Here is a 26,572-nt window from a genome sequence, read left to right as displayed (position 1 = left end):
TGTTACCGTCGGCTCCGAACGGATCCGAGAGCGGTGAGAGGGGCTTCGTGTGGGCGGCGCTGACAGTACGGACCATCACGGCGAACACCGGGCCTACATCGGCTCGTTCACCTCGGGGGGCGGCCGCGGTGTCACCACCGCGGCCGTGGATCCGGTGACCGGAGCGCTGACCACGCTCTCGGTCGCCGCCACCGACGACCCCTCGTACCTCGCGCTCGCCCGGGACACCGGTGTGCTCTACGCGGTGAACGAGACCGAGGAGGGCGCGGTGACCGCCTTCCGGACGACCGCCGACGGCCTCGCCCCCCTCGGCGCGGCCTTCCGTGTCGGCGGCTGCGGCCCCACCCACCTCAGCGTCAGCGGGGGCCGGCTGCACACCGCCAACTACACCTCCGGCAGCGTCAGCAGCCTCCCGCTCGCCGCCGACGGCAGTCCGGCCGGTCCCGCCCACGTCCTCCCGCACGAGGGGGGCGGCCCCGACGCCGACCGCCAGGAGCGGCCGCACGCCCACCAGGTGCTGCCCGACCCGACCGGCCGCTGGGTGCTCAGCGTGGACCTCGGCACCGACTCGGTGCGGATCTGCGCGCCGGACCCGGCCACCGGCGAGCTGGGGGTGCACGGCGAGACCGTGCTGCGTGCCGGGACCGGCCCCCGCCACCTCGTCTTCCATCCGGAGGGCGCCGTGGTCTACGTCCTGCACGAGCTGGAGCCGCAGATGACCGTCTGCCGCTGGAACGGGGCGTCCGGGCAACTGGAACCGGTCCGCGAGGTTCCGGTCGCCTCCACGGGCTCCTCAGGGGCCGTACGGGCCTACCCCTCGGCGGTCGTCGCCTCGCCGGACGGGCGGTTCGTCTGGGTGGCCGTCCGCGGCGCCGACGTCATCGCCACGTTCTCCCTGGCCGATGGTCCCGAGGAGCCGCGGCTCACCGGCGCCGTGGACTGCGGCGGCGACTGGCCGCGCGATCTCGCCGTCGACCCCTCGGGACGCCGGCTCTACGCGGCCAACGAGCGCTCGGGTGACGTCACGTGGTTCGACGTGGACCCGCTGACCGGTCTGCCGCACCGGGCCGGCTCGGTGGCCGTACCCGCGGCCACCTGCGTGGTCCTCGGCTGACACGCGTACGGGCCTCCGTACGGGACGTCCGCGCGGAGTGTCCGCACGGGTCGTCCGCACGGGGCCACGGGAAAGGCCCCCGGCGAGCCCTGGAGACCAGGGTCGGCGGGGGCCTCTCCGTCACGGACGGACGGGTCAGTGGGCAGCGGCGCCCTGGGCGATCCCGAGGGCCGCGGAGTACTGGGCGACGGCCAGCTTGCCGAGCGCCGAGTAGGCCCCGAGCACCTCGGCGGTGGCGCAGTCGGCCTCCTTGCAAGCGGTGTCCAGCAGTCCGTCGGCCGCCTCCGGGCCGATCAGGTACGGGGCGAGCGCGAGCTGCGTGGAGCCCTCGCCGCGCAGCTGCTCGGCGACGGCGGCCACCGAGCCCTCCTGGTCCAGCGCGGCCGCCTTCACGGGCACGGCGAGCCGGGCGGCGAGCAGCATGCCCGTGATCCCGGCCGCCTGCACGGCCTCCTCGCCACCGGTGGTGGCGAGGACGATGCCGTCGGCGGCGGTGGTCACGGTGAAGAGCCGGGCGCGGTCGGCGCGGGCCAGGCCGGCCTCGGACAGCCGCACGTGCAGGCCCTCGGCGAGCAGCGGGTGCGGGCCGAGCACGTCGGCCAGCTCGGCGGCGGCCGAGGAGTCCATCAGCGCCTGGCGGATCCGGCGGAGCAGATCTCCGTCCGGACCGGCGAGCAGCGGCACGACCACGGCGTCCGGGCCGGTCGGCGCGGGCACCTCGTGGCCGGCGGCGCGGGCGAACTCCGCGCGCGCGGCACGCTCGGTCGCGACGGCGGTCAGCACGCCGGACAGGGACGGGAACTCGGAGGCGTCGTCACCGTCGAGGAAGCCGATCCGGGCGTCGAGGCCGGGCAGCTCGGAGCGGCCGATGCTGATGATCTCTTCCGCCAGCTGCCGCGAGGCGGCCGAGGGGGCACCGGGCACGGCGAGCACCAGCGCGGGCGCGCCCTCGGGCGCCACCGCGGGCTCGGGCCGGCGGTGCCGTCCGGTCTGGCGGGGTCGCGGCATTCGTACGGGCAGGCCATTTGCGGGCCCAGTGGGGGAGCTCATGGCGCCGCATGCTACTGGCTTATCGGAACAAGGTGTTCGGGCAGGGCCTTCTCAGGAGGCATCTGTCCGCATTTATCCGATGAAGGGCAGATACCGTCAACTGACCGACGGTAGGCGCCCGGCCACCCGGTTGGACCAGTAGAGTGACACAGCGTGGCACCACGACCTTTGAATGAACTCGTTGAAGCAGGCTGGGTGAAGGCCCTGGAGCCCGTCTCCGGACACATCGCGGCCATGGGGAACTTCCTCCGCGGCGAGATCGCCGCGGGCCGGACCTACCTGCCGGCGGGGGCGAACGTATTGCGCGCCTTCCAGCAGCCGTTCGACGACGTCCGCGTCCTGATCGTCGGACAGGACCCCTACCCCACACCGGGGATGGCCATCGGCCTGAGCTTCGCCGTCGCGCCGGACGTGCGCAGGCTGCCGGGCAGCCTGGAGAACATCTTCCGGGAGATGAACTCCGACCTGGGACTTCCCCGGCCGTCCAACGGGGACCTCACCCCGTGGACCCGCCAGGGCGTGCTGCTGCTCAACCGGGCCCTGACGACGGCACCCGGAAAGCCGGCCGCGCACCGCGGCAAGGGCTGGGAGGAAGTGACCGAGCAGGCGATCCGGGCCCTCGTCGCCCGGGGCACCCCCCTGGTGTCGATCCTGTGGGGCCGCGACGCGCGCAACCTGCGGCCACTGCTCGGGGACCTGCCCGCCGTCGAGTCGGCGCACCCCTCGCCGATGTCGGCGGACCGCGGCTTCTTCGGTTCGCGCCCCTTCAGCCGGGCGAACGACCTGCTGGCGCGCCAGGGCACGCAGCCGGTCGACTGGCGGCTGCCCTAGGCCCCGTCCGGCCCGGCCCGGCCGCACGCGGTCGAACCGTGCCCGGCCCTGTCCGCATCCGTTCCGGGCGTGAACGGGGAAGGATGGGCGAAGGGACCGTCCGGCGCCCGCCGGCCGCGGCCCCGGGACGGAACGATCGGAGCACAGCCCGTGAGCACGCATCCCCGGAACCCGACCCCCACCCCGGCCCCGGCCGGCACCCCGGCCCCCGCCACCGGACTGCGGTGCCTGGTCACCGGCGCGGGCGGCTACATCGGCGGCCGGCTCGTCCCCGAGCTGCTCGACGCCGGACACCGCGTGCGCTGCCTGGCCCGCACCCCGGCCCACCTCAGGGACCACCCGTGGGCCGGCCGGGCCGAGGTGGTCCGCGGTGACGTCACCGACGCGGAGAGCCTGCGTCCCGCCCTGCGCGACGTGGACGTCGCCTACTACCTGGTGCACTCCCTGGGAGCCGGGCGCGACTTCGAGGAGACCGACCGGCGCGCGGCCACGACTTTCGCCACCGAGGCCCGCGCCGCCGGGGTCGGCCGCATCGTCTACCTCGGCGGCCTCACCCCGCGCGGCGTGCCCGAAGCGGAACTCTCCCCGCACCTGCGCTCCCGCGCCGAGGTGGGACGGATCCTGCTCGACTCCGGCGTGCCCACGACCGTACTGCGCGCGGCCGTCGTCATCGGCTCCGGATCGGCCTCGTTCGAGATGCTCCGCTACCTCACCGAACGGCTCCCCGTGATGGTGACGCCGAGCTGGGTCGGCACCCGCGTCCAGCCCATCGCCGTACGGGACGTGCTGCGCTACCTCGTCGGCAGCATCCGGATGCCGCAGGACGTCAGCCGGGTCTTCGACATCGGCGGCCCCGACCTGCTCACCTACCGGGACATGATGATGCGCTACGCGGCCGTCGCCGGACTGCCCCGACGGCTCATCCTGCCCGTCCCCATGCTCACCCCGCGCCTGTCCAGCCACTGGATCGGCCTGGTCACGCCGGTACCGGCCGCCCTCGCGCGGCCGCTCGCCGAATCGCTGAAGTACGAGGTCATCTGCGCGGAACACGACATCCGGCAGTACGTGCCCGACGGGCCGGGAACGCCCGTGCCCTTCGACCGTGCCCTCACGCTCGCCCTGGAACGGGTCAAGGAGGCACGCGTCACCACCCGCTGGTCCAACGCCTCGCTGCCCGGCGCCCCGAGCGACCCGCTGCCCACCGACCCCGACTGGGCGGGCGGCAGCCTCTACACCGACGAGCGCGAGCAGTCCGTCCCGGCGACCCCGCACCAGCTGTGGCGGGTCATCGAGGGGGTGGGCGGGACGAACGGCTGGTACTCCTTCCCCCTCGCCTGGGCGGTACGGGGCCAGCTCGACCGCCTCGTCGGCGGGGTGGGGCTGCGCCGGGGCCGGCGCGACGCCGACCGGCTCAGGGTCGGCGACACGCTCGACTTCTGGCGGGTCGAGGAGATCGAACGGGGACACCTCCTGCGGCTGCGCGCGGAGATGCGGCTCCCCGGACTCGCCTGGCTGGAGATGCGCGTCGACCGCGACGCCGAGGGCGGCACGCTCTACCGCCAGCGGGCCCTCTTCCACCCGCGCGGCCTGGCGGGACAGCTGTACTGGTGGAGCGTGGCGCCGTTCCACGCCGTCGTCTTCGGCGGCATGGCCCGGAACATCGCGCGCACCGCCGCGAAGACGGCGGAGGAGACCGCGCGGGAGACCACCGTGAGCACGGCGGGGCCCGTGGTGCATCCGGGAGGCGACGGCGGGCGGAAGTGAGGGCGGCAAGTCCGTACGCAGCCCACCCGCCGCCGCCGCGCGCGCCCGCCGGGTGGCCGATCGCCGGGAGTGGCGCCATGAACTCCGTCGTCCTTTTCACCTCCGACCTCCGCCTGCACGACCACCCGGCCCTGTGCGCCGCTCTGGCGGCGGCCCACGACGTGGTGCCGCTGTTCGTCCGGGACCCCGCCGTGGACCGCTCCGGGTTCGCGGCGCCCAACCGGCTCGCCTTCCTCGCCGACTGCCTGGCCGACCTCGACGCCGGGCTGCACGACCGCGGCGGCCGGCTCGTCGTACGCACCGGGGACACGGTCGCCGAGCTCCACGCCGTGGCACGGCAGGCCGATGCGGACGAGGTGCACATGGCGGCCGGGTGCTCCCGCTTCGCCCACGACCGCGAGGCACGGCTCAGGCACGCCCTGGAGTCCGACGGGCGCCGCCTCTACGTACACGACGGGGTGACCACGGCCGTGCCGCCCGGCGCCGTCACCCCGCAGGGGTCCGACCACTTCGCCGTCTTCACCCCGTACTTCAGGCGCTGGGCCGCCGAGCCGCTGCGTACACCCCTCGCCGCCCCCCGGGCCGTTCGGGTGGTCCGCGGGGTGCGCTCCGAGGCGCTGCCGTCACGGGCCTCCGTGGAAGACGTGTCCGAGGGCCTCCCCACAGGTGGGGAGCGGGAGGGCCGCCGGCGGCTCGGGAGCTGGCTGTCCCGGCTCGCCGACACCTACGAGGAACGCCACGACGACCTCGCGGGCGACGCCACCTCCCACCTGTCGGCGTACCTCCACTTCGGCGCCGTATCGGCCACCGAGGCCGTCCACCGGGCGAAGGCCCGCGGCGGCACGGGCGCCGGCGCCTTCGTACGGCAGCTGTGCTGGCGGGACTTCCACCACCAGGTGCTCGCCGCCCGGCCGGAGACGGCCACCGCGGATTACCGGCCCCGGCAGGACCACTGGCGGCGGGGCGCCGAGGCGGAGGCGGACCTCCGGGCCTGGCGGGAGGGACGGACCGGCTACCCGGTGGTCGACGCCGCCATGCGGCAACTGGCCCACGAGGGCTGGATGCACAACCGGGGCCGCCTGATCACCGCCTCCTTCCTCACGAAGACGCTGTACGTCGACTGGCGCGAGGGCGCCCGCCACTTCCTGGACCTCCTCGTGGACGGCGACGTGGCGAACAACCAGCTCAACTGGCAGTGGGTGGCCGGGACCGGGACCGACACACGGCCCAACCGGGTCCTCAACCCCGTCCTCCAGGGCCGGAGGTACGACCCCCACGGGGCCTACGTCCGCCGCTGGGTCCCCGAGCTCGCGGGCCTGCCCGCCGGGACGATCCACGAGCCGTGGAAGCTCACCGGTCCGGAACGGGACGCCTGCGACTACCCCGACCCGATCGTGGCCCTCGCCGACGGCCTGGCCCGCTTCCGCCACGCCCGGGGCCGGGACTGACCCACCCGGCCCGCGGGCCGCGCCGGAGCGCAGGTCGACGCACGACCCGCGCCGGAGCGCAGGTCGACGCACGAACGATGCGAGTTGAAGTGCCTCCTTCCCGCGCCGGAGCCTGAGGGTGCGGGAGCGGCCGAGCTCCCGGCAGCGGCGAGGAGGCGGAGTCGTCATGGGCGCAGCAGCCGGCACGACCGAGGTCCTCCCGGGCGTGCTCCCGGGCGGGGTCCCGGCCGGGGGTTCGGGCGCGCTCCGGGACCTGCTCTCGGACGAGGAGGTCGGCCGCGGGATCGGGCGCGGCGACGCGGACTGCTTCGCCCTGGCCCACCGGCGCTGGGGCCGCCTCGTCCACCACCTGGCCGCCCGCACCCTCGGCGACGTCCGGGAGGCCGAGGACGTCACCCAGCAGGTCTTCCTCGCGGCGTGGTCCGGTCGCGCCGGCTACCGCCCCGAGCGCGGGCCCGTCCCCGCCTGGCTGGTCGGCATCGCGCGCCGGAAGATCGCCGACGCGCTCACCGCCCGGACGCGCCGTCTCGACCTGGCCGCCGCGGCCGGGGCGGCCCCGGCACCGGCGGCCCCGGCGCCCGACGGGTGCGAGCGGGCGCTCGACCGCCTCCTCGTCACCCGTGAACTCGCGCGGCTTCCGCGCGTCCAGCGCGAGGTCCTGGCCCTCGCCTTCTACGCCGACCTGACCCAGGTGCAGATCGCCCACCGCACGGGCCTGCCCCTGGGGACGGTCAAGAGTCATGCCCGGCGCGGGCTCCAGCGGCTGCGCCGGGCCCTAGAAGGTGTCGTAGAGCCGGGAGACGAGGTCGAGCGCCTCCCGCAGACCTCCGGGGCGCAGCGTGCCGGGTCCCGGGGCGCGGCCCGCCCAGCCCGGGCCGGCGAGCAGCATCACGGGGTGCGTCCGCGCCCCCTTGACCCCGAAGGAGCTCGCGGCGACGTACCGGGCCAGCGCGTGGTCGGCGGTGGAGCGGGCCTGGGACCAGAGCACGACGGCGGCCGGTCCCGTGCGCCGCAGGGCGGCGTCCAGCGCCTCGGCGGGGACGGCCGCGCCGAACATCCGGGCCGGCAGGCCGCGTTCGCCGAGCCCCGCCGCCAGCGCCTCCAGGGGCAGGGTGTGCTGCTCGGCCGGAACGCAGGCCAGCAGCACCGGGGGAGCGGCGGTCCGCCGCACCGGCGCGGGCGCCACGCGCCGCAGGGCGGTGGAGACGTGCCAGGACAGCAGGTGCTCCACCTCGACGTAACGGTCGCCGGAGGACTGCCACTTGCGCCCCACGGCGTGCAGGGTCGGCACCATCACCTCCTCCCAGACGGTGACGAGCCCGTGGCCCGCCATGAGGTCGCCCAGCAGCGAGTCCAGGGCCGGTCCGTCGAGGCGTACGGCGGCGCGGGCCAGCCCCCGGCTCTCCCGGACCACGTCCCGCTCGTCCGGTCCCTCCTGTACGGCGCCGGAACGCCCGGATCCGCCGGCCGGCTCCGGTGGGCGGGACGGCCCGGGCCGGCTGACCGGACGCGCCCCCGGCCTTCGGTCCACGACCGAGCCGGAGCGCGCGCCCCGGCTCGCCCTGGCCGACCGCGCCGCCTCGGCGGGCGGCACGCCGGAGGCGGTGAGCCGGCACATCTCCTCCAGCATCGCGATGTCCCCGGGGGTCCAGCGGCGGTGCCGCCCGTCCTCGCGCGCCGCGGGGCCGATGCCGTAGCGCTGGTCCCAGGACCGCAGCGTGGTCGGCGACACGCCCAGGTGGCGTGCCACCGCGCCGGTGGTGATGCCAAGCGTCGTCTCGGACATGCCCTCACCGTACGACGCACGAACGATGCGGGTGGGCCGTCACCCGCCGATGGTCGCCGCCCGCACGCACAGCACGTCAGGCAGGTGCTCGGCCAGCAGCTGCCAGCTCTCGCCGTCGTCGTGGCTGGCGTACAGCTCGCCGTTGCGGTTGCCGAAGTAGACGCCCGCGGGGTCCGCGTCATCCGTGCACAGGGCGTCCCGCAGGACCGTGCCGTAGTGGTCCCCGGAGGGCAGCCCCTTCGAGAGCGGCTCCCAGCTCTCGCCCGCGTCCCGGGTGCGGAAGACCCGGCACCGGTGCTCGGCGGGGACGCGGTCGGAGTCGGCGTTGAGCGGGAAGACGTAGGCGGTGTCCGGCCGGTGCGGATGGGCGGCCACCGCGAAGCCGAAGTCGGAGGGGAGCCCGCCGCCGATGTCGGTCCACCGGGCCCCGGCGTCGTCGCTGCGGTAGACGCCCCAGTGGTTCTGCAGGTAGAGCCGGTCCGTGTCCCCGGCGTCCTGGGCGATCTTGTGCACGCACTGGCCGTACTCGGGGTGCGGATCCGGCAGGAACACCGCGGAGACCCCGTCGTTGGACGGGGTCCAGCTGGCCCCGCCGTCCTTCGTCCGGAACACGCCGGCCGTGGAGACGGCCACCGTCACCGCGTCCGGGTCGCGGGGATGGGTGATCACCGTGTGCAGGCCCTCACCGCCGCCGCCCGGGACCCAGTCGCCACGGCTCGGGTGCTCCCACAGCGGACGGACGAGCTCGAAGGACTCGCCCCGGTCCGTCGAGCGGAACAGCGCGGCGGGCTCCGTCCCCGCGTACACCACGTCCGGGGCCTCGGGCCCGGCCGGCTGGAGCTGCCAGACCCGCTCCAGCGAGGCGCCCGTGTCCTTGGGGAACTTCACGGCGGCCGTGGCCGGTTCGCGCCAGGTGGCCCCGAGGTCGTCGGAGCTGAAGACGGACGGCCCCCAGTGCGTGCTGTCCCCGCCGACCAGCAGCCGGGGCGCCGGCCCCCGCCGGTCGACGGCGACCGCGTAGACGGCCTGGGCGTTGAAATGCGGCCCGTCGAACTCCCACGGCTCCTCCCCTCGCCGGCGGCCGATGAAGAGTCCCTTCCGGGTTCCCACGAGCAGCAGCACATCAGGCATGGCCGGTACCTCCGGACCTCGTCGTCCCTGCGGGGCGTTTCCTCATGAAGCGTCTTTCCGGACAGTCTGCACCCACCCTCTGACAGCGGCCCGGCGGACGGCACCGGCCCTCTCCATAGCTGATCGATACCGATCATTTACTCTCCGGGAAACGTTGCTACTTGAACGTAGGCGTTCGGAGTGGGTTGACTTCAGGCCACTGCATTGCTGCTGTCGCCGCACGCGAGAGGACCTACGTGGCCACCGAGCACCTGTCACCGCTCGACCTCGCCTTCTGGCGGATCGAATCCGCCGCCCACCCCATGCACCTCGGCGCCCTCGCCGTCTTCTCCGCCGCCGGGCCCGGCGGCGGAGAACACGGCGGCCCCGGAGCCGCCGAGCGCGCCGCCGCACTGCTCGCCGCCCGCTGCGCCACCGTGCCGGGTCTGCGCCGCCGGATCCGCGACGTGCTGCTGCCGGTCGGCGCGGCCGCCTGGTCGCCGGACCCCGGCTTCGACCCGGCGCGGCACGTCTTCCTCGTCCGTGCCGACGAGGCGGACCCGCACGCCGCCGCCGGCCCGCTGATGGCCCGGCCGCTGGACCGGGAGCTACCGCCCTGGGAGGCCCACGTGCTGGCCGGGCCGGACCCGGACTCCTTCGCGGTGCTCTTCAAGTTCCACCACGCCCTCGCCGACGGCCTGGGCGCGCTGGCCCTGGCGGCCGCGCTCTTCGACGAGGGGCCGGCCCCGCGGCCCCCCACGCGTCCGGTTCCCGAGCAGCGCGCCGGCTCGGCCCTGCGCCGGCTCCCCGGGACCCTGGCCGCCCGGGTCCAGGACGTCGGCCAGGCCCTGGAGATCGGGGCCGCCGTGGCCCGTGCCGGGCTGCCGCTCGGCGTCCCCGCGGCCCTCACCGCGGACCCGGCCGGTCCGGGGACCCGGGCCGTCGCGGGCCTCGCCCTCGACCTGGACGAGGTCAACCTGGTCCGCAAGGCCGCCGGGGGCACCGTCAACGACGTGCTGATCTCCCTGGTCGCGGGGGCGCTGCGGCGCTGGCTGGAGGAGCGGGGCGATCCCGCGCCGACCGGACCCGGCCCGCGCGCGCTGATTCCCGTGTCCCGCCGGGGCCGGCCCGGCGCCGGCGGCGGGAACCGGCTCTCCGGCTACCTGCTGCGGCTGCCGCTGGCCGAGCGCGATCCGCTGCTGCGCCTGGACCGGGTCCGTGCGGCGATGGACCGCAACAAGGACGCCGGACCCGCCCGCGGCGCCGGGGCCGTCGCCCTGCTCGCCGACCACGTCCACCCGCTGGGCCACCGGCTCGGCGGCCCGCTGGTGGCGCAGGCCGCCCGGCTGCTCTTCGACATCCTGGTCACCAGCGTCCCGCTGCCCGGATTCACCTTCAGCCTCGGCGGCAGCCGGGTCCGCGAGGTCTACCCGCTCGCCCCGCTGGCCCGCGGTCAGTCGCTGGCCGTCGCGGTGTCGACGTACAAGGGGACCGTCCACTACGGGCTGGTCGCCGACGCGGTGGCCGTCCCGGACCTGGGCGCCCTGGCGGGGGCGCTGCGCGCGGAGCTCGACGCACTTGTACGAGAAGTCTCGTAGTACGAAGGAATTCGTAGTACGGTGAGTCTCGAACTCAGCCGCCGATCCCCGGCGCGCCCGGTGACCTCTGGAGCCCTGATGAGTGCTGCCCCCGCCGCCCCTGCCGCTTTCGCCGCCCTGTTCACCCCGTACGACCTTCGCTCGGTCACCGTCCCGAACCGCGTGTGGATGGCGGCGATGTGCCAGTACAGCGCCGAGGCGTTCGGCCCGAACGCGGGCGTGGCGAACGACTGGCACTTCGCGCACTACGCCGCCCGCGCCGTCGGCGGCACCGGCCTGATCATCCAGGAGGCCACCGCCGTCTCCCCGGAAGGCCGGATCACCCCCTACGACCTCGGCATCTGGAACGACACCCAGGTCGAGGCGCTGCGCCGGATCACCTCCTTCGTCAAGGCCCAGGGCGCCGTCCCCGGCATCCAGATCGCGCACGCCGGCCGCAAGGCCTCCACCGACCGCACCTGGAAGGGCGGCGGCGCGGTCGGACCCGAGGCGCACGGCTGGCAGCCCGTCGCCCCGAGCGCCGTCCCGTTCGCCGAGGGCAGCCACGTGCCGCACGAGCTGACGGTCGACGAGATCGCCGGAATCACCGCCCGGTTCGCGGCCGCCACCGAGCGCGCGCTCGCGGCGGGCTACGAGGTCGTCGAGATCCACGGCGCTCACGGCTACCTCATCGGGGAGTTCCTCTCCCCGCACAGCAACAAGCGCACCGACGCCTACGGCGGCTCCTTCGAGAACCGGACCCGCTTCGCCCTCGAAGTCGTGGACGCCGTACGGGCCGTGTGGCCCGAGGAGCTCCCGCTGCTCTTCCGGATCTCCGCCACCGACTGGCTGGAGGAGGACGGCTGGACCGCCGACGAGACGGTACGGCTGGCCCGGCTGCTCCAGGAGCACGGCGTGGACCTCCTCGACGTCTCCACCGGCGGACTCGCCCCCGGGGTGTCGATCCCGGTCGGCCCGGGCTACCAGGTGCCCTTCGCCGCCCGGGTCAAGGAGGAGACGACCCTCCCCGTCGCCGCCGTCGGCCTGATCACCGAACCGGAGCAGGCGGAGAAGATCCTGGCCAACGGCGAGGCCGACGCGGTCCTGCTGGCCCGGGAGCTGCTGCGCGACCCGTACTGGGCCCGCCGCGCGGCCGCCGAGCTGGGCGCGGAGATCCGTACGCCCGAGCCGTACCACCGCTCCTGGTGACGGCGGTGCGGCTCCGGCGCCCCGGCCCACGGCGGAGCCGCACCCCCTTTCCCGCCGATTTCCGCGAGTGCCGCGACTCCTTCGACGACTCTCGTACGATGGGGCCCACAGTAAGCCGAGTGAGTGGAGCAGGGACATGACGGAACGGGACGCCGGCCGCATCCTCGCCCACCCCGAAACGGCCGAGATCCGGCTGGAGGGCGTGCTGCACGCGCTCTCCGACCCGGTCCGGCTCTCCATCGTCCTGGACCTGGCCGCCTCGGCCGCGGACCTGGCCTGCTCGTACTTCGACCTGCCGGTCACCAAGTCCACGACCACCCACCACTTCCGCGTCCTGCGGGAGAGCGGAGTCGTGCGCCAGACCTACCGCGGCACCACCAAGCTCAACGCCCTGCGCCGCGACGACCTGGAGGCCCTCTTCCCCGGCCTCCTGGACAGCGTCCTCACGGCGGCCGCGGCCGAGTCGGCGCGGCTCTCCCCGGACAAGACCTAGACCGAGGCGTCCCAGCGGTGGAGCAGCCCGCCGTCCGGGCCGAAGACGTCCATGCGGTAGCCGTGCGGCAGCGTGACGCCCTCGCTGAGCGTCAGGTACGCGGTGATGGACGCCGCCTGCCGCCTGAACCGGGCGTCGTCCGCGTCCGGGTTGTGGGTGTGCACGACGAACAGGGGCGATGACCCGTCCGGCCCGGGCACCCGCTCGATGCCGTACACGTCGGCGTCGCCGCCCGCCTGCCGATAGCGCTCGGCGAGGGCCGCGGCGTCCGGGGGAGCGGCCGTACCCGTCACGGTGGGGCCCGGTGCGGGTGCGCCCGCCTGGTCGGCGCCCTCGTCCGAACACCCCGACAGGGCGGCGCAGGCCGCCAAGGTCACCGCAACCACGAGAGTTCTTCCGCGCATCACCGCAGCACTCTAATGCGCGACGTCCCCTACGTGAGCCCCGCGGCGCCCAACAGCCCGGCCCAGTCGGGGATCTTGACGGAGCGGCGGCCCAGGGAGCGGCCCAGATCGGACTCGGCCGTCTCGATGGCCTGCCAGCCCGGCCACTCCACCGGGTGCAGACCCGCCGCTCGCAGGGCGTCCAGCGGGTCCCCGGGCAGCTCCCGCCGGGCCAGCACCGCCGCGTCCTGGAGCAGCGACGACACGGTCTCCTTCGCGCACGGCCGGTTCGTTCCGATCACCCCGGTCGGGCCGCGCTTGATCCAGCCCGCCACGTACTCGCCGACCGAGGCCCGGCCCGCGCGGACCACCCGGCCCGCCGCGTGCGGGACCGTCCCCTTGGCGGGGTCGAACGGCAGCCCGGCCAGCGGGACGCCCTTGTACCCCACCGAACGCAGCACCAACTGCGCCTCGATGTCCTCGTGGACGCCCGTCCCGGTCACCCCGCCGAGCCCGTCGGGGGCGGTCCGCTCGAAGCGCATCCCCGTGACCCGCCCGTCCGGCCCGCCGAGGATCTCCACCGGACGCAGGTAGAACCGCAGCGCGATGCTGCGCGGCTCCCCGCCCGGCTCCGCCTCCGCCCAGCCGCGCAGCACCTCCAGGTTCCGTCGCGCCACCGCCGGCAGCGCCGCGGCCGCGCCCGGATCGGTGTACATGGGGTCGAGCGCCAGCTCGGCGCGGTCCGCCCGGGCGCCCACCCCCGGCAGGGTGCCCAGCTCGCGCAGCTCCTTGGTGGTGAACTTGCCCTGCGAGGGGCCGCGCCGGGCCACCATCGCCACCCTGCGCACCCCGCTTGCCGCGAGCGCGCCGAGCGCCGGCTGCGGCATGTCGGTCGGCGCCAGTTCCGCCGTGCCGCGGGCCAGGATCCGGGTCACGTCCACCGCGACGTTGCCCGCCCCGACGACCACCGCCGAATCCACGCCGGGCAGGTCGAAGACCTCGTCGACGGCATCGGGATGGCCGCTGTACCAGGACACGAAGGCCGTCGCGGAGTGCACCCCGGCCAGCTCCTCGCCGGGGATCCCCAGCAGCCGGTCCCGCGCCGCGCCCACGCAGTACACCACCGCGTGGTAGAGCTCCAGGAGCCGCTCCGTGGACAGCTCCGCCCCGCCGACCTCGACGTTCCCGAGGAAGCGGATCCGCTCGTCCTCCAGGACGGTGCGCAGGCTGCCCTGCAGCGACTTGATCTTCTCGTGGTCCGGGGCGACCCCGTACCGTACGAGCCCGTACGGGGCGGGCAGCCGGTCCAGTACGTCGACCCGCACCCCGGGCACCTCGCGCTGCTGGACCAGCGTCTGGGCCGCGTAGACCCCGCTGGGGCCCGATCCGACGACGGCGACACGAAGCACGGCGGAGCTCCTCCCGCAGGTGGTCCCAGCATGACACCGGCCCCCTGCGCCGTCAGCCCATCGCGCGCATCCGGTGGATCTCGGTGCTCTGCGTGGCCACCACCTCGGTGGCCATCTCCTCGACCGCCACGTTGTTGCCGGCGGCCAGCACCTCGCCGGCCATCTTCAGGGCGCCCTCGTGGTGGGCGGACATCAGTGTCAGGAAGAGCCGGTCGAATTCGGCCCCCCGCGCCCCGGTCAGCTCCTTCAGCTGCTGCTCCGTCGCCATGCCCGGCATGGCGGCGTGGTCGTGGGCGTGCCCGCCGGAGCCCCCGGGCGGGGCCGGATGGACGGTCAGCCACTTCTCCATCGCCCCGATTTCGGGCCGCTGGGCGGCCGAGATCCGTTCCGCCAGCCGTCTGACCCCGTCCGCCGCGGCCCGCTCCGGGGCCAGCGCGCTCATCGTCAGCGCCTGCCGGTGGTGTTCGATCATCCGCTGCACGTAGGCGCGGTCGGCGGCGTTGGGGCTGTCGTCGGGCTTCGCCTTCGCGGCCTGCTCCGGGGTAAGCGTGCGCGCCTTCTCGCCGGGCCGGCCCGGGGCGACGACCACGGCCCCTCCGTCCGCGGCCCGATCCGTTCCTTCGTCCTCGCTCTGGCAGCTGGCGAGCGTCAGCAGGAGGCCGGCGGTCGCCGCCGCCGCGGCGGAGCGGCGGATCCGCGCGGTCAGCGCCTCGCGGCCCCGGAGGGCTTTTGCCATGTCCATGAAGGGAAGATACTGCCGGGGTCCTGGTTCCGTTCCCCTGTGGGCGGAACCGATCGGACTCCCATGGGAGGGCACAGTGACCTCACTGCACACCAGGAGAGTGCGAAACAGGAGGGTGGGGGTGGCCGTCGCGGCGGCCGGGCTCCTCACCACGCTCCTGGCGGCCGGACCGGCGTCGGCCACCCCCGACCCGGGTGACTTGACACCCGGCAGCGGCAGCCGGCAGAGCGCGAACTCCGTCGAAGGCAGGGAACTGGCTCCGGGTGACATCCCCGGCCAAGACGAGATCGTGCACAGCCGCAACATCAAGCACCTGGCCAACATCCCCAGCACCGATCCCGCGAACATCAACTCCGACCTGGCCTTCCAGGGCAGGTACGCCTACGCGGGCAGCTACAGCGGCTTCACGATCTACGACATCGCCAATCCGAAGGCACCGAAGACCGTCTCCCAGGTGCTCTGCCCGGGTGGCCAGAACGACATCTCCGTCCTCGGGGACCTGCTCTTCCTCTCCACCGACTCCTCGCGCAGCGACGACTCCTGCAACAGCGTCTCGCAGCCCGCGACGGAGAAGTCCTCGTGGGAGGGCATCAAGATCTTCGACATCAAGGACAAGAAGAACCCCAAGTACATCAAGTCCGTCGAGACCGCCTGCGGTTCCCACACCCACACCCTGGTGCCGGGTGACAAGGACGTCTACCTCTACGTCGCCTCGTACTCCCCGAACGAGGCCTTCCCCGACTGCAAGCCGCCGCACGACGGCATCTCCGTGGTGAAGGTCCCGAAGAAGGCGCCGACGATGGCCGCGGTCGTCGCCTTCCCGATCCTCTTCCCGGACGGCGGCAACCCGGGCGGGCCCACCAACCCCGGCGTCTCCAAGACCACCGGCTGCCACGACATCACCGTGCTGCCCTCGAAGAAGCTCGCCGCCGGTGCCTGCATGGGCGACGGCATCCTCTTCGACATCAGCAGGCCCGAGCAGCCGAAGGTCATCGACCGGGTGCAGGACAACGTGAACTTCGCGTTCTGGCACTCGGCCACCTTCAACGAGCGGGCGAACAAGGTGGTGTTCACCGACGAACTCGGCGGCGGTGGCGGCGCCACCTGCAACGAGGCCACCGGACCGAACCGCGGGGCCGACGGCATCTACGACATCGCCGGCCGCGGTGACCAGCGCAAGCTCGTCTTCCGCAGCTACTTCAAGATCCCGCGCCACCAGGCCGACACCGAGAACTGCGTGGCCCACAACGGCTCGCTGGTCCCGGTCGGCGACGGCCGCGACATCATGGTGCAGGCCTGGTACCAGGGCGGCGTGTCCGTATGGGAGTTCACCGACTCCGCCCGGCCCAGGGAGATCGCGTACTTCGAGCGCGGACCGCTGACGACGGACCAGCTCGGCGTGGGCGGGTCCTGGTCGGCGTACTACTACAACGGGCACGTCTACTCGAACGACATCGCCAAGGGCCTCGACGTGCTGCGGCTCGACGACTGGCGCACCGACAGCGCCAAGTGGGTGTGGATGGACCGGCTCAACGTGCAGAGCCAGCCCGAGTACCACTGATGCCCAGGTCGCTAGGGGTGTGAGGGAAACGTTCCGCCGGGCGGCACGCCGTCCGGCGGAACGCCGAGCTCCCAGTCCAGCCCGTAGCGCTGGAACAGCTCGGCCCGCAGCCGGGCCTGCGGCATCGGCGCGCCCGGCAGCAGGATCGCCACGACCGCCCCCATCAGCAGGGCCCGCAGCAGCGGGTAGTCCGCGTCCACGTCCGTCGAGCCGTAACGGGCGACGGTGTCCCGCAGCAGCTCCGCCAGCCGCTGCTGCTCCGGACACTGCACGAACCCCTCGGCGGCGAGGATGCCCGCCATGTGGGTCCGCATCAGCAGCGGCTCGTCGCGGGCCAGCCCGAGGATCGCGTCGATGGCGCGCGCGAGCCGCTCCCGCCCGTCGTCGCTCCGGGGCTCCCGCTCCAGTGCGGCGTGCAGGGTGAGGTGCATCAGCCGGTGCACCGCGGACTGCAGCAAATGTCGTTTGCCCGGAAAGTAGTACGAGACCAGGCCGCGGGCGGCGCCCGCCCGGTCGGCGATGGCGCCGAGGGTCGTCGCCTCGTAGCCGCGCTCGGCGACGAGCTCGACCGCGGACTTGAGCAGCCGCTCCCGGGAACGTCTGCGCAATTCTTCATTGACCGATGCGCTGCGCGGGACCATGCTTACTCCTGCGTTGACTGGCTCAGAGCCAATATACTCAGCGCACGGGGTCGCCTGCTCTGGGTGAAACGGGGGATCGCCCAGGGCAGGTACCCGCACCCTTCACCGGCCCCCCGCGCCCGACTCGCCCCGGCGACCGGATCCGGTCGCCGCGAGGGCCACCACGGCCACGCCCAGCAGCCACCCCGCCAGCACGTCGGACGGCCAGTGCACCCCGAGATGGACGCGGGTGAAGCCGACCCCGAGCACCGAGACCGCGGCCACCGCCCAGGCGGCGGCCGGCGCCCACGCCGGGAGCGGACGGGCGAGAGACGGGGGGAGCGGGCGGGAGCCGGGCCGGGGGAGTAGCCACAGGAGCATCCCGCACACCACCGTCGCCGTCATGGCGTGCCCCGACGGGTAGGCGGCGTAATGCGCCGAGTCCACCGGATCCGGCCACACCGGACGTTCCCGGCCCACCAGCGCCTTCAGCCCCTGCTGCACCGCCGCGGCCACCACGACGGCCAGCGCCACCCGAAGGGCCCGCTCCCGGTCGCCGCGCCACCACAGCAGGACACAGGCGACGGCGGCCAGTGCCCGCATGGTCCAGGGGTCCCACACCCAGTCGGAGAGCACCCGCATGACCTGCGTGACCCCGGGGTGGGCGACGGCGTGGGCGTGCAGGTCCCCGGCGACCCGGCCGTCGAAGGAGAACAGCGGCCGCCACCGCGCCACCACCAGCGCCGTCAGGACCGACGCGAGCAGCGCGGCGAGGATGCCCGCCCACCGAAGGGGGTTGTTCCGCATGAGTGGATCCTCGCACCGGCGCACGGATCGCCGGGCCGCGGCACGGGCGCACTGCACGGGCGCACCACGCGACCGCACTGCGTGGGCGCGTCAAGCGGGCGCACCACCCGGTAGCACTACGCGGGCGCACCGAGCAGCCGCACTGCGCGGGCGCTACGCCAGTGCGCTCAGCCCCGGCACGAAAGCCACCAGCAGCGGGATGGCCGGGACCAGCGTGGCCAGCGCCGTCAGGCGCAGCCGGCGGCCCGCCGACAGCCGGGGCGCGGCCGCGAGCAGCCGCCGTACCCGCTGCGGGACGTGCGCCTGCTGGGTGGAGGCCCCGAACACCCCCCGGTCCTCGTTGAGTCCGACCAGCGCCAGCGCGATCGTCAGCCGGCCGAACCGCCGCGAGGCCACGTCGTCGGCGGCCATCTCCACCAGCCGGTGCATCTCCGCCTCGAAGGCCGCGAAGACCGGCACCTGCGGGAAGCCCCGGGACAGCGCCCGCGAACAGTGCAGCAGCCAGTCGTGCCGGGCCGCCGCGTGCCCCTGCTCGTGCGCCATGACGGCGTCCAGCTGGCTGCCCTTCAACCGGCCCAGCGCCGCCGTGGTCACCACCAGCTGCGGGGCCGCTCCCGGCAGCCACCAGGCGTCCGGCCGCGTGCCCTCCAGGACGACGAGCCGCGCACCCGAAGGGTCCTCCCCGGGCAGCAGCGGAGCCCGCACGAGCAGTTCGCTGCCCTGCGCGCGCCGCCGGGCCCGCGCCCGCAGCACCTCACCGGTCAGCATCGCCCCGGTCCACAGCGCACCGCCCGCCAGCCCGAGCGCGGTGACCGCGGCCCAGGGCCCGCCGGACGCGCCCAAGGCGTACGCGTCGACCACTCCGTGCGGGGCGGCGGCGAACAGCCGGCCCCGGACCGCCTGCCAGGCGGCCGCCGCGCTCAGCAGCATCGACAGTCCGAAGCACAGCAGCACCGCGCCGACCACGCACTGCCACGCCCACAGCGCCACGACGGGTTCTCGCTCGGGCCAGCGGGCCCGGGCCAGCAGACGGGGGGCGAGCACCGCGGTCAGGGCGCCGAGCATCAGGAGAACGGCGGGGACCATCATGTCCGCCAGCCTATGAGCGGGGGACTACCTGCGGGTACGGCCTCGGGTGATTGGTGACGCAGGACACGTCCGCGAGCCCGGTCACATCGTCAGCAGCATCGCCAACATGCCGATGCCCATGGCCAGTCGGCAGGCGCGGATCAGCTCGGCCGGTCCGCCGCCGCCCACGGCGACCTGCTGCCCGGCCGGTCCGCCCGCGGTGAGCAGCCGGGTGCCGCCGAGCACCACGTACCCGGAGTAGTAGAGGAGGAGCGCCCCGGTCAGCAGCGGCAGCCCGGTGCCCTGCCCGTGCCCGTGGCCGCTCCCGGAGCCCGCCGTCACGGTCATGTAGACCATCGTCAGGGAGCCCACCAGGTGGTGCGTGTGGTGCGCCCCGCCCCGCAGCAGCCACAGGGCGTGCAGGGCCGCACCGCAGAACACCACCGCCAGGAGGGGAGCCCGCCACCCGTCGCCGTGCGCGAGGGGCACGGCCATCAGCGCCATGCCGAACCCCATCACCGCCTCCGCGGCTGCCGCGCCGCCTGACGTGCGCACCCGCCCGAGGCAGTACGCGCCGCTCACCGCGCACACCAGGACGAGCAGCCAGGCGGACACGGAAACGGACACGGAGTCGGAAACGGCGGTGGCGGAACCGTGCACGGCGGAACCTCCCGGTTCGTCGGCGTCACGGGGAGAGATGCCCCTCTCACACGGCGCTCACGCGACCCCGGGTTACGCTCTCCCTGCCGCACCAGGCATGTCATATGCCACCGCATCGAACGGAGCGCCCGATGTCGACCGCCCAGTCCGCCGCCCTCAGCTTCCGCAGTGCCGTGGAGGCGGACATACCGGAACTGGTGGTGCTCGTCGAGTCCGCGTACCGCGGGGACGCCAGCCGGGCCGGCTGGACCACCGAGGCCGACTACCTCGACGGCCAGCGCACGGACCCGGACGGGGTCCGAGCCGTCATCGAAAGCCCCGACAGCGTCCTGCTCGTCGTCGAGCGCGCGGGCGAGCTCGTCGCCTGCTGCCAGCTCGAACACCGCGGGGACCACGCCTACTTCGGCATGTTCGCCGTCCGCCCCGGTCTCCAGGGCGCCGGTCTCGGCAAGGAGATCCTGGTTGAGGCCGAGCGCCGCGCCCGCGAGACGTGGGGGGCGAAGGAGATGCGGATGACGGTGGTGAACGTACGGGAGGAGCTCATCGCCTATTACGTGCGCCGCGGCTACCTGCGCACCGGCGAGCTGAGCCCCTTCCCCTACGGTGACGAGCGCTTCGGCGTCCCGCTCCGGGACGACCTCGCCTTCGAGCTGCTCGTCAAGGCGCTCTGACGCCTCCTCAGGGAGGCTGGACGTCAGGCGGTGAACCGGCCCGTGCTGCGGATCTCCGGGAGGTCCGTGGCCGCGCCGTTCAGCCCGAGCGCCCGCGCCAGCCGCAGCTGATCCAGGGTGTTGACCGCCCGGGCGGTCACCCGCAGCCCGGCCGCGTGCGCCGACTCCACCGTCTCCAGGGACAGCACGTGGATGTCCGCGGCGATCGCCGCGGCACCCGCCGCAAGCGCCCGGTCCAGGAGGTCCCCGGTGCCGCCGCCGGGGGCCGCGTACAGGGTGGTCCGTACGCCGGGCACCAGCCGGGTCACCTCGGCGAGCACCGCCTCGTCGGCGGAGGCCACCTCCACCCGGCCGGTCAGGTCGCGGCGCAGGATCAGCTCAGCCAGCACGCCGGCCGTGGCCCGGTCCCGTACGGACACCTGGAGCGGCACCCGGACCGCGTCCAGGACCTCCTCGAGGACCGGCACGCGCTCGCCCTGACCGGCGTCCAGCTCGCGCAGCTCGGCCAGGGTCAGATCGGCGACGGCCCCCGAGCCGTCGGTGGTCCGGTCCACGTCGGGGTCGTGCACGGCGACGAGGGCGCCGTCCTTGCTCAGCCGGAGGTCCAGGGCGATGACGTCCATGCCGGAACGTTCCGCTCGAACGAACGACCGCAAGGTGTTCTCCGGTTCGACACCCATGACCCCGCGGTGACCGATGGTGAGGAAAGTCAAGGTTCTCTCGCTTCCGTCGACGGCGGCTCCCCGCGCGGTCGCGGTGTCCCTACCGGCCGCGCGCGATGAGGTCGCATGCTAGTGCGCCGAGGGTGCGAAGGGACCGTGCGTGCACTGCTCCGAAAGGGCGTTCAGGCCGCTTCCCGCCAGGGTCGTGCGCCCCGCGGCGGCCGGCGCCGGGCCCACCGCGTCACCCGGGCGTGGGCGCGTCCCCGCCACCTTGACGACCTGCGGCATCGGCCTCCGGGGCGGGCTCGGAACCGGGCTCGGAGCCTGACCGTACGCTGCCTGCCGCCCCGGCCTCCGAGAGCCCCGCCAGGTCGCCGAGCAGGGCCTCGGCCAGCTCCAGTTCGGCGAGGTGCTGCCGTTCGCTCCAGCGCAGCGCGAGTGCGGGGAAGGCCCACTCGGGTACGCCGCTCGCCTGTTCCATGGCCTCCCGTACGGCGGCCAGCTCCTCCCGGGTGCGCTCCGCGTGCTCGCCGACCATCGCGCGCAGCCGCTCCGGCTCGGCCAGGTGGCCGAGCCAAACGCGCAGCAGCAGCCCGTGCTTGAGCACCGGTGGTCCCGCCTCGGCGGTGTCGGCGGCCCAGCCCGCCAGGGCCGCGCGGCCCGCGTCGGTGATGGCGTACCGCCGTTTGGCCCGCGCCTCCTCGGGCCCCGAGCGCGCGGACGCCGCGTAGCCGAGTTCCTCCAGACGGCGCAGTTCCGCGTAGATCTGGCTGATGGCCGGCGACCAGTAGAAGAAGCGCAGGGAGGAGTCCGCCCACTTCTTCAGCTCGTAGCCGGTCCGCTCCCCGGGGAAGGAGAGCAGGCCGAGCACGGCCCACGCGGTCGGCGGAAGCTCTTGCTTCTTCGCTTCCTGACTACTAGTCATATTACTGATTGAAGTGAGACCGGGCACGCGACGCAACCCTGGGGGCACCGTGAAATTCTCCGTGATCTTCGAGGCTCAGCTGGCCGATCCGACCGTCGAGCGGGAGCACCAGGTCATCCGCGACTGCGTCGAACAGGCCGTGCTGGCCGAACGCGTGGGCTTCGGCCGGATCTGGGCGGTCGAGCACCACTCCCTGAAGTGGTACGCGCACATGAGCGCTCCAGAGATCTTCCTCAGCTGGATCGCCGCCAAGACCAGCACCATACGCATCGGGCACGGCGTCGTGTGCATGCCCTTCAACTTCAACCACCCGGTGCGGGTCGCCGAGCGGGCCGCCATGCTCGACCTGCTCTCGGGAGGGCGGCTCGACCTCGGAGCCGGGCGCGGCGGCACCGAGCAGGAGACCTCGCTGTGCGGGGTGGACCGGGACCGCACCACGGCGGAGGTGGAGGAGGCCCTGCGGATCATCGGCAGGTCCTGGCAGGAGGAGGAGCTGGAGTACCACGGGGAGCTGATCGACATCGACCCGCACCCGATCCTCCCGCGGCCGAAGCAGACCCCGCATCCGCCGCTGTTCCTGGCGTGCAGCCGCGCCGAGACGCTGGTCCAGGCCGCCGAGCTGGGGATCGGGGCGCTGGTGATGGGCTTCGCCGGGCCGGAGTCCATCGCGGGGATGCGCTCCGTCTACGATGCCGCGATCGCCGGCCGGGACGGCAGCCGGTTCGTGTCCACCGTGGTCAACGACCACTTCTCCGTGCTCTGCCCGACCATCGTGCTCGACGACCGGGAGGCGGCGCGCCGGATCGGCGTCCGCGGCCAGCGCTTCTTCGCCCAGTCCATCGGCCACTGGTACGGCGGGGCGGGCGTCCCGGACGAGGCCGTGGTCGCGGGCGCCGACGAGGCCGAGGAGATGCGCAGGGCCGCCGAGCAGGTCGTGGCCCGGCTGCACGAGCTGGAGATCCCGGTCCGGCCGACCTCGACGGCCACCTTCAACGCCGACCACGCCTACGGCAGTGCCGACGACGCCATCGCGTACGTGGAACGGCTCAGGGAGGCCGGTGCCGACGAGATCATGTGCCTGATCCAGATGGGCACGGTGGGGCAGGAGGCCTGCCTGGAGACCCTGCGGCAGTGGGGTGAAAAGGTCATTCCGCACTTCCGGGGCGTGTGACGTCCCCCTCCATGGTGCGCTCCGGCTCCGTCGCCCTCCGGCCGGCCGGAGGGCGAAAACGGGCCGGGAGGCCTTGGCGCGACTGGGCGGAGTGGTCAATTCCACCCCGAAGAACGGGAAGACTTCCGGTGAAGCGGGGGGTATCACAGGATAATTTCCCGAACCACCTCTTGAACGGAAGAGCCTCGCACGCATACGCTGCCTTGACGTGAGGTTCTCCTGTGGAGGAAGTGACATGACGGAAACTCTTGTGCCGGGTACCGGCGGGGCCGTGATAACCGCCGAGACGCGGGTGGTCGACCACCCGGCGTGGCCCGAGCTCAAGGCCGCCGTGGAGGAGATCCGCCCGTGGCAGGCCAAGGACGGGTCCATCGACTTCGAGGCCGAGGGCGCTCCCGCCCGGCACACCGCCGAGGCCGCGGTCGGGCGCGTGATCCGCGCCGTCGAGACGCTCTCCCCGCTCCTCCCGCACGCCACCGCGTACCACGAGGCGCTCGTCGCCGACCTGCGCAAGTGGGCCGCCGGCGACTTCCAGGTGCCGGACTTCCTCGACTCGCTGCTGGCCTTCCACCCGGCCGCCGAGCGCGCCGACGGGCTCCAGCACCTCGTCGTCTTCCCGATGTACACGCAGAACGGCAACCCGGACCGCAATCTGGAGGCCGTCGCGCTGAAGATGGTGTGGCCCGAGTGGCTCGCCGAGCTGGAGCGCACCCGGTACGACAACCCGCTCTTCCTCGGCATCACCTTCGAGGACTTCACGGCGGGCTACGACACCCACTCCGCCGTGCTCTTCCCGGAGACCATCGCCGTGCGCGAGGCCCCCGAGCGCTTCACCTGGGGCGGCATCTTCTGTGACCGCGAGGCCGCGCGCTTCCGCAAGGTCACCTCGGCCGCCGTCGACATCCTCGGCGTCGAGCTGCCCGCCGACATCGCCGCCATGGTCACCGACCAGGAGCGCTGCGAGAAGGCCTTCGTCCTGTGGGACATGGTCCACGACCGCACCCACAGCCACGGCGACCTGCCGTTCGACCCCTTCATGATCAAGCAGCGCCAGCCGTTCTGGATGTACGGCCTGGAGGAGCTGCGCTGCGACCTCACCGCCTTCAAGGAGGCCGTGAAGCTGGAGTCCGAGGGCAACGAGCACGGCCGTGACGTGCAGTACGCCGTCCTCTTCGACCGGATGTTCCGCTTCCCGGTCTCCGGCGACCGCAACCGCAACTACGACGGTCTCGGCGGCCAGCTGCTCTTCGCGTACCTCCACAAGCACGACGTCGTGCGCTGGACGGACAACAAGCTGAAGATCGACTGGATGCGCGCCCCGCAGGTCACCAACCAGCTGTGCGCCGAGATCGAGGACCTCTACCGGGCCGGCATCGACCGCCCGAAGCTGGTGCACTGGTTCAAGGCCTACGAGCTGGTCTCGACGTACCTCGCCCCGCACCCGGGCTCCAAGTGGGCCAAGGGCCCCGACGCGCTCGACATGACGCAGCCGCCGCGCAAGCTCGTCGACGACGTGCTTCCGGACGAGTTTCCGCTCAGCATGTTCTTTGAGGCGCTCGCCAAGAAGCTCAAGAGCACCATCGCCTCGACCAAGGGCATCACGGCTCTGAACTCAGAGAACGCCGAGCGGGTCAACGCGTGAGCACTCGCCCACAGGAGGCTGCACAGATGAACGGCTCCGGGAACGGCAACGGAAAGCTGCACGGAGCGGTGGTGGCGGTGGCCGGGGCCGGCGGCCCCGCCGGCCGTGCCACCCTGCTCCGCCTCGCCGAGGCGGGTGCCGTGGTCGTCGCGTCCGACGCCGACCCGGCGCGGCTCGCGGAGGCCGTGGACGCGGCACGCTACGCCCACGGCGGTGCCACCATCACCGGTGACACCGTGAACCTGCTCGACCTGGCCGCCACCCAGGCCTGGGCCGAGCAGATCGAGAAGGAGTTCGGCCGGGTCGACGGGCTGGTCCACCTCGTCGGCGGCTGGCGCGGCAGCAAGACCTTCACCGACGCGGACCTCGCGGACTGGGACTTCCTGGAGAAGCTCCTCATCCGCACCGTCCAGCACACCTCGCTGGCCTTCCACGACGGACTGCTGCGCAGCGACCGCGGCCGCTACGTCCTGGTCAGCCAGTCCGGCGCGCACAAGCCGGTCGCCAACAACGCCGCGTACAACGCGGGCAAGGCGGCGGCCGAGGCCTGGACCCTGGCCATGGCGGACTCCTTCCGCAAGGTGGGGGGCGACGAGGGCCCGGGTGCGGCAGCTGCGATCCTGGTCATCAAGGCACTGGTGCACGACGCGATGCGCGCCGAGCGTCCCAATGCGAAGTTCGCGGGCTTCACCGACGTGAAGGAGCTGGCCGAGGCCATCGCCGGCGTCTGGGAGCGGCCCGCCACCGATGTGAACGGACAGCGTCTGTGGCTCACTCCGCAACCGTGAGAACCGATGCCGGCAAGACCGACGCCCGGCGCCACCACGATCCGGCGGTCCGCGGTTTCGCGAGCGACAACTACGCGGGCGTGCACCCCGAGGTGCTCGCCGCCGTCGCCCTGGCGAACGGCGGCCACCAGGTCTCGTACGGCGAGGACGAGTACACCGAACACCTGCAGAAGATCTTCCGCAGCCACTTCGGTCCGTACGCGGAGGCCTTCCCGGTCTTCAACGGCACGGGTGCCAACGTCGTCGCCCTGCAGGCCATGACGGACCGGTGGGGCGCCGTGATCTGCGCCAAGACCGCCCACATCAACGTGGACGAGGGCGGCGCGCCAGAGCGGATGGCGGGCATCAAGCTGCTCGCCGTCCCCACTCCGGACGGCAAGCTCAACCCCGAGCTGATCGACCAGGAGGCCTGGGGCTTCGAGGACGAGCACCGGGCGATGCCGCAGGTCGTCTCCATCACGCAGAACACCGAGCTCGGCACGGTCTACACGCCGGACGAGATCCGTGCCATCTGCGAGCACGCGCACGGCCTGGGCATGAAGGTGCACCTCGACGGTGCCCGGATAGCCAACGCCGCGGCCTCGCTGGACGTGCCGATGCGCACGTTCACGAACACCGTCGGCGTGGACGTGCTGTCGTACGGCGGCACCAAGAACGGCATGATGTTCGGCGAGGCCGTGGTCGTGCTCAACCCGGACGCGGTCCGGCAGATGAAGCACATCCGCAAGATGTCGATGCAGCTCGCGTCCAAGATGCGGTTCGTGTCGGTGCAGCTGGAGGCGCTGCTCGCCAAGGACCTGTGGCTGCGCAACGCCCGGCACGCCAACGCGATGGCGCAGCGGCTGGCCGCCGGCGTGCGCGAGACGGACGGGGTGGAGATCCTCTACCCGGTGCAGGCGAACGCGGTGTTCGCGCGGCTGCCGCACGAGGTGTCGCGGCGACTGCAGAAGCGTTACCGCTTCTACTTCTGGGACGAGGCCGCGGGCGACGTCCGCTGGATGTGCGGTTTCGACACCCAGGAAGAGGACGTGGACGGCTTCCTGCAGGCCCTGAAGGAAGAGATGGCGCGCTAGCGGGCGTC

General features: G+C 73.5%; 25 protein-coding genes and 1 pseudogene. 14 read left to right on the top strand and 12 right to left on the bottom strand.

The window, feature by feature from the left end; all coding sequences use genetic code 11:
* The first annotated feature begins 49 nt into the window (after nucleotides 1-49).
* Nucleotides 50-1,114 carry a lactonase family protein gene (locus IF88_RS0108960; RefSeq protein ID WP_030709045.1) on the top strand — a complete coding sequence of 355 codons (1,065 nt, stop codon included), beginning with the start codon at nucleotides 50-52 and terminating at the stop codon, nucleotides 1,112-1,114.
* 135 nt (nucleotides 1,115-1,249) lie between these two features.
* On the opposite strand, the gene IF88_RS0108955 is transcribed toward IF88_RS0108960, so the two are convergent.
* Nucleotides 1,250-2,164, bottom strand: a complete 915-nt coding sequence (locus tag IF88_RS0108955; RefSeq protein WP_078892783.1) for a sirohydrochlorin chelatase — start codon at nucleotides 2,162-2,164, stop codon at nucleotides 1,250-1,252.
* A 153-nt stretch (nucleotides 2,165-2,317) separates the two neighbouring features.
* On the opposite strand from IF88_RS0108955, the gene IF88_RS0108950 reads away from it, so the two are divergent.
* The 4 genes and pseudogenes from IF88_RS0108950 to IF88_RS43285 form a co-directional block, all read left to right on the top strand.
* Nucleotides 2,318-2,995, top strand: a complete 678-nt coding sequence (locus tag IF88_RS0108950) for a uracil-DNA glycosylase (RefSeq protein WP_030709042.1) — start codon at nucleotides 2,318-2,320, stop codon at nucleotides 2,993-2,995.
* A gap of 219 nt (nucleotides 2,996-3,214) precedes the next feature.
* Nucleotides 3,215-4,759, top strand: a complete 1,545-nt coding sequence (locus IF88_RS0108945; RefSeq protein WP_199808048.1) for an SDR family oxidoreductase — start codon at nucleotides 3,215-3,217, stop codon at nucleotides 4,757-4,759.
* Between the two features lie 77 nt (nucleotides 4,760-4,836).
* The gene (locus IF88_RS0108940) at nucleotides 4,837-6,207 is read left to right on the top strand and encodes a cryptochrome/photolyase family protein (protein ID WP_030709038.1); all 1,371 of its coding nucleotides are present in this window, start codon (nucleotides 4,837-4,839) and stop codon (nucleotides 6,205-6,207) included.
* 166 nt (nucleotides 6,208-6,373) lie between these two features.
* Nucleotides 6,374-6,988: pseudogene (locus IF88_RS43285) on the top strand (sigma-70 family RNA polymerase sigma factor); the annotation flags it as partial.
* On the opposite strand, the gene IF88_RS0108935 reads toward IF88_RS43285, so the two are convergent.
* Both IF88_RS0108935 and IF88_RS0108930 read right to left on the bottom strand, forming a co-directional pair.
* Nucleotides 6,983-7,993 carry a MerR family transcriptional regulator gene (locus tag IF88_RS0108935; RefSeq protein ID WP_030709036.1) on the bottom strand — a complete coding sequence of 337 codons (1,011 nt, stop codon included), beginning with the start codon at nucleotides 7,991-7,993 and terminating at the stop codon, nucleotides 6,983-6,985. The pseudogene IF88_RS43285 and the gene IF88_RS0108935 sit on opposite strands and share 6 nt — an antisense overlap.
* Before the next feature lie 39 nt (nucleotides 7,994-8,032).
* A complete protein-coding gene (locus IF88_RS0108930; RefSeq protein ID WP_030709034.1) occupies nucleotides 8,033-9,124 on the bottom strand; it encodes a WD40/YVTN/BNR-like repeat-containing protein in 1,092 nt (363 codons plus the stop codon).
* 236 nt (nucleotides 9,125-9,360) lie between these two features.
* On the opposite strand from IF88_RS0108930, the gene IF88_RS0108925 reads away from it, so the two are divergent.
* The 3 genes from IF88_RS0108925 (at nucleotide 9,361) to IF88_RS0108915 (ending at nucleotide 12,382) form a co-directional block, all read left to right on the top strand.
* Nucleotides 9,361-10,701 carry a wax ester/triacylglycerol synthase family O-acyltransferase gene (locus IF88_RS0108925; RefSeq protein ID WP_030709032.1) on the top strand — a complete coding sequence of 447 codons (1,341 nt, stop codon included), beginning with the start codon at nucleotides 9,361-9,363 and terminating at the stop codon, nucleotides 10,699-10,701.
* A 78-nt stretch (nucleotides 10,702-10,779) separates the two neighbouring features.
* Complete coding sequence (locus tag IF88_RS0108920) at nucleotides 10,780-11,889, top strand: NADH:flavin oxidoreductase/NADH oxidase (protein WP_030709030.1); 1,110 nt, start codon at nucleotides 10,780-10,782, stop codon at nucleotides 11,887-11,889.
* Between the two features lie 136 nt (nucleotides 11,890-12,025).
* Nucleotides 12,026-12,382: an ArsR/SmtB family transcription factor gene (locus tag IF88_RS0108915; RefSeq protein ID WP_030709028.1), complete on the top strand. Its 357-nt coding sequence runs from the start codon at nucleotides 12,026-12,028 to the stop codon at nucleotides 12,380-12,382.
* Here the strand turns inward: IF88_RS0108915 and IF88_RS0108910 are convergent.
* Genes IF88_RS0108910 through IF88_RS0108900 form a run of 3 tightly spaced genes read right to left on the bottom strand, consistent with a single transcriptional unit; the run spans nucleotide 12,379 to nucleotide 14,916 of the window.
* Nucleotides 12,379-12,786: a hypothetical protein gene (locus tag IF88_RS0108910; RefSeq protein WP_030709026.1), complete on the bottom strand. Its 408-nt coding sequence runs from the start codon at nucleotides 12,784-12,786 to the stop codon at nucleotides 12,379-12,381. The two genes, IF88_RS0108915 and IF88_RS0108910, sit on opposite strands and share 4 nt — an antisense overlap.
* A 29-nt stretch (nucleotides 12,787-12,815) precedes the next feature.
* Nucleotides 12,816-14,174, bottom strand: coding sequence for an FAD-dependent oxidoreductase (locus IF88_RS0108905; protein ID WP_030709024.1), 1,359 nt, complete (start codon nucleotides 14,172-14,174; stop codon nucleotides 12,816-12,818).
* Between the two features lie 52 nt (nucleotides 14,175-14,226).
* Nucleotides 14,227-14,916, bottom strand: a complete 690-nt coding sequence (locus tag IF88_RS0108900; protein ID WP_051836619.1) for a DUF305 domain-containing protein — start codon at nucleotides 14,914-14,916, stop codon at nucleotides 14,227-14,229.
* A gap of 76 nt (nucleotides 14,917-14,992) precedes the next feature.
* On the opposite strand from IF88_RS0108900, the gene IF88_RS0108895 reads away from it, so the two are divergent.
* Entirely contained in the window at nucleotides 14,993-16,477 is a 1,485-nt protein-coding gene (locus tag IF88_RS0108895) for an LVIVD repeat-containing protein (RefSeq protein WP_030709020.1), read from the top strand.
* Between the two features lie 11 nt (nucleotides 16,478-16,488).
* Here IF88_RS0108895 and IF88_RS0108890 read toward each other — a convergent pair whose 3' ends face one another.
* The 4 genes from IF88_RS0108890 to IF88_RS0108875 form a co-directional block, all read right to left on the bottom strand.
* Nucleotides 16,489-17,118: a TetR/AcrR family transcriptional regulator gene (locus IF88_RS0108890; RefSeq protein WP_030709017.1), complete on the bottom strand. Its 630-nt coding sequence runs from the start codon at nucleotides 17,116-17,118 to the stop codon at nucleotides 16,489-16,491.
* Nucleotides 17,119-17,220: 102 nt separating this feature from the next.
* Nucleotides 17,221-17,904 (bottom strand): phosphatase PAP2 family protein, encoded by a 684-nt coding sequence (locus tag IF88_RS0108885; RefSeq protein WP_051836618.1) that lies wholly within the window; start codon nucleotides 17,902-17,904, stop codon nucleotides 17,221-17,223.
* Between the two features lie 153 nt (nucleotides 17,905-18,057).
* Nucleotides 18,058-18,993, bottom strand: a complete 936-nt coding sequence (locus IF88_RS0108880) for a M56 family metallopeptidase (RefSeq protein WP_030709013.1) — start codon at nucleotides 18,991-18,993, stop codon at nucleotides 18,058-18,060.
* An 81-nt stretch (nucleotides 18,994-19,074) separates the two neighbouring features.
* Nucleotides 19,075-19,632 carry a DUF5134 domain-containing protein gene (locus tag IF88_RS0108875; RefSeq protein ID WP_078892781.1) on the bottom strand — a complete coding sequence of 186 codons (558 nt, stop codon included), beginning with the start codon at nucleotides 19,630-19,632 and terminating at the stop codon, nucleotides 19,075-19,077.
* Nucleotides 19,633-19,763: 131 nt separating this feature from the next.
* Here IF88_RS0108875 and IF88_RS0108870 point away from each other — a divergent pair, with 131 nt between their 5' ends.
* Nucleotides 19,764-20,303: a GNAT family N-acetyltransferase gene (locus IF88_RS0108870; RefSeq protein ID WP_030709010.1), complete on the top strand. Its 540-nt coding sequence runs from the start codon at nucleotides 19,764-19,766 to the stop codon at nucleotides 20,301-20,303.
* A 23-nt stretch (nucleotides 20,304-20,326) separates the two neighbouring features.
* On the opposite strand, the gene IF88_RS0108865 is transcribed toward IF88_RS0108870, so the two are convergent.
* Together IF88_RS0108865 and IF88_RS0108860 are read right to left on the bottom strand one after the other, a co-directional pair.
* Nucleotides 20,327-21,016 (bottom strand): glycerophosphodiester phosphodiesterase, encoded by a 690-nt coding sequence (locus IF88_RS0108865; RefSeq protein WP_078892780.1) that lies wholly within the window; start codon nucleotides 21,014-21,016, stop codon nucleotides 20,327-20,329.
* 190 nt (nucleotides 21,017-21,206) lie between these two features.
* Nucleotides 21,207-21,890: a PadR family transcriptional regulator gene (locus tag IF88_RS0108860; RefSeq protein WP_051836616.1), complete on the bottom strand. Its 684-nt coding sequence runs from the start codon at nucleotides 21,888-21,890 to the stop codon at nucleotides 21,207-21,209.
* A 49-nt stretch (nucleotides 21,891-21,939) separates the two neighbouring features.
* Here IF88_RS0108860 and IF88_RS0108855 point away from each other — a divergent pair, with 49 nt between their 5' ends.
* The 4 genes from IF88_RS0108855 to IF88_RS0108840 all read left to right on the top strand — a co-directional run bounded on the left by IF88_RS0108855 (nucleotide 21,940) and on the right by IF88_RS0108840 (nucleotide 26,564).
* On the top strand, nucleotides 21,940-23,061 hold the full coding sequence (locus IF88_RS0108855; protein ID WP_030709004.1) for an LLM class flavin-dependent oxidoreductase: 1,122 nt from the start codon (nucleotides 21,940-21,942) through the stop codon (nucleotides 23,059-23,061).
* Nucleotides 23,062-23,296: 235 nt separating this feature from the next.
* Nucleotides 23,297-24,703, top strand: coding sequence for a DUF6421 family protein (locus IF88_RS0108850; protein WP_030709003.1), 1,407 nt, complete (start codon nucleotides 23,297-23,299; stop codon nucleotides 24,701-24,703).
* 26 nt (nucleotides 24,704-24,729) lie between these two features.
* Nucleotides 24,730-25,491: an SDR family NAD(P)-dependent oxidoreductase gene (locus IF88_RS0108845; RefSeq protein ID WP_030709001.1), complete on the top strand. Its 762-nt coding sequence runs from the start codon at nucleotides 24,730-24,732 to the stop codon at nucleotides 25,489-25,491.
* A complete protein-coding gene (locus IF88_RS0108840) occupies nucleotides 25,470-26,564 on the top strand; it encodes a low specificity L-threonine aldolase (RefSeq protein WP_051836614.1) in 1,095 nt (364 codons plus the stop codon). The genes IF88_RS0108845 and IF88_RS0108840 overlap by 22 nt, the downstream gene beginning before the upstream one ends.
* Nucleotides 26,565-26,572 lie beyond the last annotated feature (8 nt).

Origin of the sequence: Streptomyces sp. NRRL F-2580 (assembly GCF_000720115.1) — a bacterium.
GTDB lineage: Bacteria > Actinomycetota > Actinomycetes > Streptomycetales > Streptomycetaceae > Streptomyces.
The sequence above is the reverse complement of the archived record's forward strand: the minus strand, read 5'-3'. Positions and strand labels throughout refer to the sequence as shown.